An 8,839-nucleotide genomic window follows, 5' to 3' on the forward strand; every position below is an offset into this window, starting at 1 on the left:
GGCTCCAAAAAGGGTCGTCGAAAAAGGATAGAGGTTCAGCCGAGCTACACGGCTAGAGACAGGGAGTTTCAGGCCGTTACAATGTCGGCAAGAGGGATAAACAGATGTCAACAGACCTGAACTATTCTGCCACAAGGGATCCCTTTTCAGCGCTGGGTCTGGACGTGGGCAACCGTCGCATCGGCGTGGCCGGCTCCGACGGGCTGGGGCTGCTGGCTACCGGCCTGGGGGTGATCCGGCGCCGTTCCCTGCCCGAAGACATTGCCCAAGTGCAGGAGTGGATCCGCCGCCGCCGGGCCACCGTGGTGGTGGTCGGGATCCCCCTTTTGGCAGATGGCTCGGTGGGATCCCAGGCCCGCAAGGTGCAGCGGTTTGTGCGCGCTTTGCAGGTGGCGGTGGATCTTCCCGTTATTACCGTCAACGAATACCTGAGCACCGTACAGGCGGAGTGGGATCTGCGCGAGGCCGGGATCCCGGCCAAGGCCCAGAAGGGTTTGATCGATCAACAGTCGGCGGCAGTGATTCTCCAAACTTGGCTGGACGAGCGACGGGCTTCTTTGTCGGAAGTGCCGGGCTGGCGGGGCTGGGGCAGCAAAGACTACGCTGGAGAGGTCTAGCCGGGCCAGTGCAAGTCAGCTCGAAGCATGAAGCATAAGGTGTGCCATCCCCGGTCGGCCCGCTGGCGTTGGCAGGGCCTATCTTTTAGGTCGGGGCTTGTCGCGCAATTTTGGTAATCTCAAGCTGAGCATCTGAGCATGAATCGCATTTGCATTCTTGGGGGCGGCTTTGGCGGGTTGTACACAGCTTTGGAACTGAGCCGGCAACCCTGGTCAGAGCCACCCCAAATTACCTTGGTCGATCGCCAGGAGCGGTTTGTCTTTGCTCCTTTGCTGTACGAGCTGCTCACCGGAGAAATGGAGGACTGGGAGGTGGCTCCCCGCTTCCAAGATCTGCTGCCCTCGGAGTCGGTGCAATTTCGCCGCGGCTCTGTCCAGGCCATTGACCTTCAAGCCCGCCGAGTGGGTCTGGAAGACGGGCAGAGCCTAGAATACGACGCGCTGGTGCTGGCGCTGGGGGGAGAAACCCCTTTGCAGAGCGTTCCGGGAGCGGCGGAGTTCGCTTTTCCCTTTCGCACCCTGGCCGATGCCCAACGGCTGCGGGCCCACCTGAAAACGTTGGAAGAGCGGGATCCGGCTCAGCCGATAACTCTGGCCATTGCCGGGGCGGGGGCAAGCGGCGTGGAACTGGCCTGCAAGCTGGCAGATCGGCTGGGATCGCGGGGACGGATCCGTCTTATTGAGGTGGGATCCCGGATTTTGTCGGGCTTTGCTTCTTCCAGCCGGGAGGCGGCCCAACTGGCGTTGGCCCAACGGCGGGTGCAGGTGGAGTTGCAAACCAAGGTTTTGGGCATCGAGGCTCTGGGCGAGAACGGCGCCCCCCCCTTCCGCCTACAATTGCAGCGGCTGGAGGCCCAGGAGATAGCCACGGATCTTGTGGATGCGGTGCTGTGGACCGTCGGAACCCGACCGGCAGCGGTGATCGCCAACTTGGATCTGCCCAAAAGTGAGCGGGGACGGCTGCAGGTTTTGCCCACCCTGCAAACTCCCCCCTTTCCAGAAGTGTTTGCCCTGGGAGACGTAGCGGCGGTGGTGGATGCCGAAGGCCAGCCGGTGCCCGCCACCGCCCAAGCAGCTTTTCAACAGGCCGGCTATTGCGCTTGGAACCTGTGGGCCTTGCTCACGCAGGAGCGGCCCCTGCTGCCGTTCCGCTACTTTTCTCTGGGGGAAATGCTCAGCTTGGGGACGGATACGGCGGTGCTTTCCGCCCTCGGCGGCCTCACCCTGAGCGGCCCCCTGGGCTATTTGGCCCGACGAGCCATCTACCTGGTGCGTCTACCTACCCTGGAGCACCAGCTCAAGGTGGGATGGAACTGGATCACCCGCCCGCTCTGGCAGGCCCTAGGAGCCCTGTAGCTGGCGGGAGCGCTCGTAGGCTGCCCGCACTGCCCGCATCAAGGCCCCTCGCACCCCCGCCTCTTCCAGGACTTGGATCCCGGCGATGGTCGTTCCCCCTGGGCTGGTCACTTGATCCTTGAGAAGGGCGGGGTGGAGCTTCTCGTGCTGTAAAAGGGCAGCCGTGCCCGCCAAGGTCTGCATCGCCAGTTGGGTGGCGAGGGGACGCGGCAGACCCACCCCCACCCCCCCGTCGATCAGCGCTTCCAGGATCACCGCCAAATACCCCGGCCCCGATCCCGACAGGGCCGTCACCGCATCCATTTGGCTTTCGGCCACCGTCACCACCTGGCCTACAGCCCGAAACAACCTTTCCACCTGCTCCTTCTGCTCAGGCGTCACTCCTGGCCCGTAGCAGATAGCCGTGATCCCTGCTCCCACCAGCGCCGGCGTGTTGGGCATGGTGCGCACCACCCTCTGCTGGGGAAAAGCCTGCTGCAACTGCTGCAAAGGGATCCCGGCCATAATCGAGATCACCAACTGCGCGGCGGACGGCTGGCCCATCTCAGCCACCACCTGCGGGAAAACCTGGGGCTTGACGGCCAAAAATACAATCTCAGACTCTCCCGCCTGAGATAGATCCGCCAACAGCCGAATGCCCAGCTCCTGCTGTAGGGTCTTGGCCTTGTCCGGGTCGGGCTCCCGCAAAGCCACCTGAGCTGCAGGATAAAGCCCCGCAGTCACCCAACGCCGCAGCAGGGCGGATCCCATGGCTCCCCCCCCGATCACACTCAGCAGCGGTCGCTCCATGTCGGCTAGTGCTGGCCCACCGCCTGCAAATGTTCATAGCTGCTGGGCCAGAGAGGGGCAGGGCTGTGCAAGGGACGCTGCAGCGGCTGCACCCCTTGGCTACTGGGGGTGGAGACCGTCACCGTGCTGGGGGTGAACAAAAAAATATTTTCGCCAATGCGCTCCTGGTGGCCATCGATGGCGTAGGTGCCACCGGCAACAAAATCCACCGAGCGCTGTGCTTCGGCGGGATCCATCAGGGTCAAGTTCATGATCACCGTCTTGCGCTCCCGCAGGTACTGGATGACTTGAGCCATCTCGTCAAAGCTGCGCGGCTCCAGCACCACCACTTCGCTGGTGGGTGGGTTGACGCCCGGTAATCCAATTACGTTGCTCCCCATACTGCCCCCTGCTAAGCGATCCCGATGTTGACTGCGCCGATGGCCCCGCGACTCTTCTCGACCGACAGACCCTTCCCCGGCTTCCGCTCCCCGTTGTCGACGTCCGCGTGGAAGGGCACTGGCTTCCTGCTCTTCAGGAGCCGGTTGGGAACGGCGTCCCTCGTAGAGCACTTGGTAATCATCCTGCCCTTCCATCTCAGGGTACTCTTCCAGGCCGTCCACGGGATCATTCAGGCCCACAAAATCTCTTACCCTGCTCCAGATTCCATTGACATTCATCGTCCACATCCTCACTACAGGTCATGGTTTGCGGCAAGCGCAGGATTCAGGCTCTTGATTGGATCTTGAGTAGCCCAGTCAAGCCAAAGGGCATCTCCAATCTTTATTTTTAGTTAAAGTTTTTCAAAAGGCCGAGACAGGGTTTGCTCGAGAAGCTGCCGAGGCAGGTTAAAAAACCCATGGGCCCGACGAGTCGAGTTTACCCAGAAGAAGTGAAGATGTCATCCCACTTGTCCAGCCACTGCTTTGGCCAGAGTCTACTGCGCTCCTTGTCCAGCTTGAACACGTGTTAACGGGAGTGACGCAAATGATTACAAGTTTCCCTAAAATTTCCCCGACAGGGTAAATTTTGGGCGGGATTGCCCTGTTTTTGCCCGATTCAGGCCGAACTCCAACCCAGAGCGTGCCCTGCAGGGCAACTCCGGAGTTGCGCGGCTTTACACAAAATTTAATCACAATTTAACGGCTTCATAGAGACTCCATCTATCTATTTCCGTTCGGCATCGGCAAACAAAGCGCGCCCCAGCCGGATTAGGTTGGAGCCTGCGGCCACCGCCAGGGGGTAATCGTCGGACATGCCCATGGAGAGGGTGTGCAACTGCAGATGCTCGTAGCCGCTGCGCTGGATGTGATCCGCCAGCTCGGCCAGCTTGCGAAACAGCTCTAGGGCTGCCTCTGAGCTCAAGCCCAAAGGCAAAATGGTCATCAGGCCCACAATTTGCACCTGCAGCAGTTGGTTCAGTTGCGGCAGGCTTTGCAACAGATCGGGGATGAGCCAGCCGAATTTATTGGGATCCGGGGCCAATTTCACCTGCAAGCAGAGCTTGGGGGTAAGGTGCAGCTCCCAGGCTTTTTGGTTGATCAGCTTGGCCAGGCGCAGGCTATCGACGCTGTCAATCCAGGCAAATTGTCTGAGGGCCGGCTTTACCTTATTGGTCTGCAAATGCCCGATCAAGTGCCAGACAATATCGGTCAGATCCTGCAGTTGCGCCTGTTTGGCGGCTGCCTCTTGCACTCGGCTTTCGCCAAAGTGGCGGATCCCGGCTCGATAGGCGGCGCGGATGTGGTTGACGCTGTAGCCTTTGCTCACCGCCATGATCTCCACATGGCCTGGGATCCGGGCGCGGATGGCCTGAATGCGGCTGTGGATGAGCTCTTCGTCAACGGGGGGCGGCGACGCTTCAAGGGAGCTGGAAGAAGGCGGAGACATGGCTAGGGCCACCTAGGAAGCTAGCAGAAGATCTCGACAGAGAGAGTCCAGTCCTCGTTTTGTCTGGATACTTCGAGATTGGAGCCGGTGCTCCAGCGGCCAGGTGGAAACAGGGGGAACCCAGCCATAGCCCAGTTCTTCTGGAGCCTAGCCCAAGGCCGCTGCCAGGATCTGATAGGCCAGCTTGGCGGCGGTGAAGGCGCTGCGGCGATCGGTTTCCCGTTCCCCGGTGACCGCCAGCTCCACCACATCGGCGCCGACGATTTGCCGCTGCTGCCCCAGGGCCCGGATCAGCTCTACGGTCTCCCACCAGCCCAAGCCGCCGGGTTCGGGGGTGCCCGTGGCCGGCACGACCGCAGGATCCAACCCGTCCACATCCACCGTCAGGTACACCTGGGATCCCAGCGTGGCGATCACCTCGGGGATCCACTCCTGGGCTGGCTTGCCGTGCAGGCTGTGGGCAAAGAAGGTGTGCAAGCGGTGCTTGCGAATGGCCTGGCGGTCTTCGGCGCAGAGGGAGCGGATCCCCACTTGGGTGAGGCGGCCGCCCACTTGTTCCACCACGCGGGCCATGGCGGAAGCGTGGGAGTAGCGGGATCCCTCGTAGCTGTCTCTCAGGTCGCAGTGGGCATCGATCTGCAGCACGTGCAGTTCTGGGTAGTGGGGCAGGTGGGCGGCAATCAAGGGGCCAGTGATGGAGTGCTCCCCGCCAATGGAGAGCAGAAACCGCCCTGGCCTTACCCACTCGGCAGCGCGGCGCTGAATTGCGGCCATGGCCAACTCGTGGGCGTCCAGCCCCTCGAACTCCACTGGCGGCGCCGTCCAGTAGCGGGAGGTCTCTGCGGCAAAGTCGGGGTGGAGGGCCGGCTGGCAGTCTCTCACCTCGTCGTAGATCTCTACATAGGCAGAAGCCTGCAACAGCGCCTGAGGGCCTTTGGCCGTGCCTTTGCCGTAGGAGGTGGTGGCCTCGTAGGGGATAGGCAACACAATGGCTTGGGCCAGCTCCGGATCCGGCTCAGCCAGGCCCAAGAAGGGGAAAGGAGAGCGGTACATGGCAAGAGCAGAAGAGGGGATCCCTATTGTATTGAAAGATCTTGGGATAGCCCGCAAAGATTGGGGTGACCGGCCAAGGGCGGATCCCTTGTAGGATGGCAGCAAACCCTCTAGACTGAGCAAAGGTTGCCCCAGCCGATTTGCTTTCACTCCTCTTGTGTCCCGTTTCAACAAGCTAACGAGCCTATGACCACAGCCTCTCAAGCTGCCCTTTTCGACGCCCTTGCCCGGCGCCGTGCCCTCAAGATCATCAGCGGCCTGCAAAACTTCGACCTGCAGTCGGTGCTGAAAGTCACCCGTGCCGCCCAGGAGGGAGGAGCCACTTGGGTGGACATCGCCGCCAGTCCCGAATTGGTGCAGCAGGTGCGCGCCCAGATCGAGCTGCCCATCTGCGTGTCGGCGGTGGAGCCGCAGCGATTGGCTGCCGCCGTCCAAGCGGGGGCCGACATGGCCGAAATCGGCAATTACGACAGCTTCTACCCTTCGGGCCGCATCTTCTCCGCTGCGGAAGTCCTGGAGCTCACTCGCCAAACCCGCTCTCTGCTGCCGCGCACGCTTTTGTCGGTTACCGTTCCCCACACGCTGCCTTTGGATCAGCAGGCGGAATTGGCCGAGAAACTGGAAGATCTGGGGGCCGATCTCATCCAAACCGAGGGCAGCACCAGTGCCGAGCCGGTTCACGGGGGATCCCTGGGCTTGATCGAGAAGGCTGCCCCCACCTTGGCCGCCGCCTATGAGATCAGCCGTGTGGTCTCGGTGCCTGTTATCTGCGCTTCCGGCCTCTCAACGGTAACGGTGCGCCTGGCCATCGCTGCCGGTGCCTCAGGTGTGGGGGTGGGCAAAGCTGTCAGCCGGCTCCAGGATGAAGTGGCCATGGTGGCCCAAGTGCGGGCGCTGGTAGAGGCCCTGGGAGACTCTCGGATCCCTGCCTTTGTCTAGGTTGATGCCTGACCGGTGAGAGTTAAACTGCTGGCGCCAGCTTGTGCTGGTGCATTTTTTTATCGCTTCCGTCCGCATCCGTTTCTCGCCGGCAGCCGAGTCATGCTCTGTATAGTTTCCAATCCCTGAGCCCAGACATGGTTGACAATGCGAGGGATCCCTTTTTGAACTGCCCATGAGCTGGCAACGCCCCGATGGCCGCACGGCTGCTCAATTGCGCCCGGTTTCCTTCCAGCGCCGCTTCACCCGCTATGCGCCCGGATCGGTGTTGGTGAAGTTTGGCGATACCCATGTCCTCTGCACCGCCAGTGTGGCGGAAGAAGTTCCCCCTTTTTTGCAGAATACCGGTCAAGGCTGGCTGACGGCGGAGTACCGCATGTTGCCCGGAGCCACCCCACAACGACAGCCACGGGAGATGTTGAAACCATCGGGCCGTACTGCCGAGATCCAACGCCTCATCGGACGCAGCCTGCGCGCCGCTCTGGATCTCCAGAAGCTGGGATCCCGCACCATTACCCTCGATGCCGATGTGTTGCAGGCCGATGGCGGAACTCGCACCGCCGCGATCACGGGGGGCTATGTGGCCCTGCACGACGCCGTCACTTGGCTATGCAAACAGGGGTTGCTGGATCCGGCTCAGGGATCGCCGCTGCGGCAGCAAGTGGCGGCCCTTTCGGTGGGAATTGTGCAGGGGGAAGTCCTCGTAGATTTGTGCTATGAGGAAGACAGCCAAGCCGAGGTAGACATGAACATTGTCATGAACGAGCAGGGATCCTTTATCGAGATTCAGGGCACTGCCGAAGCCGGCTGCTTCAGCCGACCGCAATTGTTGCAAATGGTGGAGATGGCCCAAGCCGGGATCCGAGAATTGCTGCAGGCGCAACAGCAAGCTCTCAATTGGGAACCGTAGCCAGCTTTGCAACGGCGACCCTTCAAGGCGTTGGTACAGCTTAGAACAAGGCCGGCAATTGGCCTGAAGAAGTTGGCCTGGAGAATGCCGCATGTCCCCTTTCGTATTCGGTTCGGAGGAACTTGCGCCCCTGCTCAGGCAGCAAGGCCGGCGGTTTACTACTGGCTACCTGCACCTTCACCTCAGAGGGCTGGATCCTGCCGAGGTCGCAGAACCCTGGGTACTGACTTATTACTACGGCAGGCTCCTCTTTTCTGCCGATCAACCCCTCAACACGCAAATCCTGCTGAAACGCCTATCTCGCTTCATCGCCCGCCTCAACTTGGAATGGTCGCAGCGGGCCATCTCGGTGGTGCAAGAGCGCTTGCTGAAGAACCGTTCCCTGCCCGAGCTGCTGGAGGCCATCACGCAGTTGGGCTTGCTCAAGCCAGGAGAGTTGGAAGATGCCCTGTGGCTCAACCTGCTCACCGATTTCGACCGCTACCTGTTTGAGCGGTCAGGCGCCTGCTACTTCGAAGTGCAGGAACGGGTCGCCCAAGAGGCCCCCATCGGCGGGTTTGAGTTGGAGCCTCTGTTGCAAGAAGCAGCCCGCCGCCACGATCGATGGGCAGATTTGAAGGTGGCCATTCCCACGATGCTGGCGATACCGGTGGTCAACTGGGAGCGGGTCAACCGCTATCGCATCACCGATGAGCAGCGACAGAAGCTCCACGCCCTCACCAAAGACGGCCAGTCGCTAGAGGTGATCGCCAAGAAGCTGTGTCGGGATCGTCTGGAGGTGGCCAATCTCTTTGCGGCCTGGGTCAAAAAAGGGCTGGTCAGCCTGCAAACACCCCAAGAGCTGCTGCAGACCAAGCCCCACAACCCGATAACCATCTTGGCGGTGGACGACAGCGTGGTCATGCAAGAGATCCTGCGGCAATATTTGTCCAACTATCGAGTGATTACAACAGGCAACCCCGCCGAGGTGCTCCCTCTGTTGTTTCAGCATCGGCCTCATCTGCTGTTGATGGACATCGCCATGCCGGGGATCGATGGCCTGGAGCTCTGCCGCATTGTGCGCAGCTTGGAAGAGTTTAAGTCCCTCCCCATCCTAATGGTTACCTCGCGCGATGGCCTGCTAGCTCGCATCCGCGGCAAATGGTCGGGAGCAACTGGCTACCTGACCAAACCCTTCAACGAAAGCCAGCTTAACGAAGAAGTGAGGCGGCTTCTGTTTGTTTCCAATTTCTTTTCCAATTTCTAGGGATCCCCCGAAGAGCTAACCGCTCGCCTCCCCTCTCCCACTGGGAGAGGGGCCAGGGGT

9 protein-coding genes are annotated in these 8,839 nt (G+C 61.0%); 5 read left to right on the forward strand and 4 right to left on the reverse strand.

Features of this window, described 5'->3' with window-relative positions; translation table 11 throughout:
* Positions 1–104 precede the first annotated feature (104 nt).
* Together ruvX and NW862_RS01015 are read left to right on the forward strand one after the other, a co-directional pair.
* Positions 105–617, forward strand: coding sequence for a Holliday junction resolvase RuvX (gene ruvX / locus NW862_RS01010; protein WP_414333448.1), 513 nt, complete (start codon positions 105–107; stop codon positions 615–617).
* Positions 618–755: 138 nt separating this feature from the next.
* Positions 756–1,973, forward strand: coding sequence for an NAD(P)/FAD-dependent oxidoreductase (locus tag NW862_RS01015; protein WP_414426842.1), 1,218 nt, complete (start codon positions 756–758; stop codon positions 1,971–1,973).
* Here NW862_RS01015 and proC read toward each other — a convergent pair.
* The 4 genes from proC to speB form a co-directional block, all read right to left on the reverse strand.
* Positions 1,959–2,762: a pyrroline-5-carboxylate reductase gene (gene proC, locus NW862_RS01020; RefSeq protein ID WP_414426843.1), complete on the reverse strand. Its 804-nt coding sequence runs from the start codon at positions 2,760–2,762 to the stop codon at positions 1,959–1,961. The two genes, NW862_RS01015 and proC, sit on opposite strands and share 15 nt — an antisense overlap.
* Before the next feature lie 5 nt (positions 2,763–2,767).
* The gene (locus NW862_RS01025) at positions 2,768–3,337 is read right to left on the reverse strand and encodes a cell division protein SepF (RefSeq protein WP_414333495.1); all 570 of its coding nucleotides are present in this window, start codon (positions 3,335–3,337) and stop codon (positions 2,768–2,770) included.
* Positions 3,338–3,908: 571 nt separating this feature from the next.
* Complete coding sequence (locus NW862_RS01030; RefSeq protein WP_414333442.1) at positions 3,909–4,631, reverse strand: YggS family pyridoxal phosphate-dependent enzyme; 723 nt, start codon at positions 4,629–4,631, stop codon at positions 3,909–3,911.
* A 147-nt stretch (positions 4,632–4,778) separates the two neighbouring features.
* Positions 4,779–5,684 (reverse strand): agmatinase, encoded by a 906-nt coding sequence (gene speB, locus NW862_RS01035; protein ID WP_414333441.1) that lies wholly within the window; start codon positions 5,682–5,684, stop codon positions 4,779–4,781.
* A 186-nt stretch (positions 5,685–5,870) separates the two neighbouring features.
* Here speB and NW862_RS01040 point away from each other — a divergent pair, with 186 nt between their 5' ends.
* From NW862_RS01040 to NW862_RS01050, 3 genes are all read left to right on the forward strand, one after another.
* Positions 5,871–6,623 carry a DUF561 domain-containing protein gene (locus NW862_RS01040; protein ID WP_414333439.1) on the forward strand — a complete coding sequence of 251 codons (753 nt, stop codon included), beginning with the start codon at positions 5,871–5,873 and terminating at the stop codon, positions 6,621–6,623.
* Between the two features lie 175 nt (positions 6,624–6,798).
* Positions 6,799–7,533, forward strand: a complete 735-nt coding sequence (gene rph, locus NW862_RS01045; protein ID WP_414333437.1) for a ribonuclease PH — start codon at positions 6,799–6,801, stop codon at positions 7,531–7,533.
* 91 nt (positions 7,534–7,624) lie between these two features.
* Complete coding sequence (locus NW862_RS01050) at positions 7,625–8,779, forward strand: response regulator (RefSeq protein WP_414348402.1); 1,155 nt, start codon at positions 7,625–7,627, stop codon at positions 8,777–8,779.
* Positions 8,780–8,839: the final 60 nt, after the last annotated feature.

Origin of the sequence: Synechococcus sp. H55.8, assembly GCF_047462375.1 — a bacterium.
Classification (GTDB): Bacteria; Cyanobacteriota; Cyanobacteriia; order Thermostichales; family Thermostichaceae; genus Thermostichus.

Coding starts and splice junctions, on each gene's coding strand:
- ruvX (WP_414333448.1), top strand. CDS start 105: ATGTCAACAGACCTGAACTATTCTGCCACAAGGGATCCCTTTTCAGCG.
- NW862_RS01015 (WP_414426842.1), top strand. CDS start 756: ATGAATCGCATTTGCATTCTTGGGGGCGGCTTTGGCGGGTTGTACACA.
- proC (WP_414426843.1), bottom strand. CDS start 2,762: ATGGAGCGACCGCTGCTGAGTGTGATCGGGGGGGGAGCCATGGGATCC.
- NW862_RS01025 (WP_414333495.1), bottom strand. CDS start 3,337: ATGGAAGGGCAGGATGATTACCAAGTGCTCTACGAGGGACGCCGTTCC.
- NW862_RS01030 (WP_414333442.1), bottom strand. CDS start 4,631: ATGTCTCCGCCTTCTTCCAGCTCCCTTGAAGCGTCGCCGCCCCCCGTT.
- speB (WP_414333441.1), bottom strand. CDS start 5,684: ATGTACCGCTCTCCTTTCCCCTTCTTGGGCCTGGCTGAGCCGGATCCG.
- NW862_RS01040 (WP_414333439.1), top strand. CDS start 5,871: ATGACCACAGCCTCTCAAGCTGCCCTTTTCGACGCCCTTGCCCGGCGC.
- rph (WP_414333437.1), top strand. CDS start 6,799: ATGAGCTGGCAACGCCCCGATGGCCGCACGGCTGCTCAATTGCGCCCG.
- NW862_RS01050 (WP_414348402.1), top strand. CDS start 7,625: ATGTCCCCTTTCGTATTCGGTTCGGAGGAACTTGCGCCCCTGCTCAGG.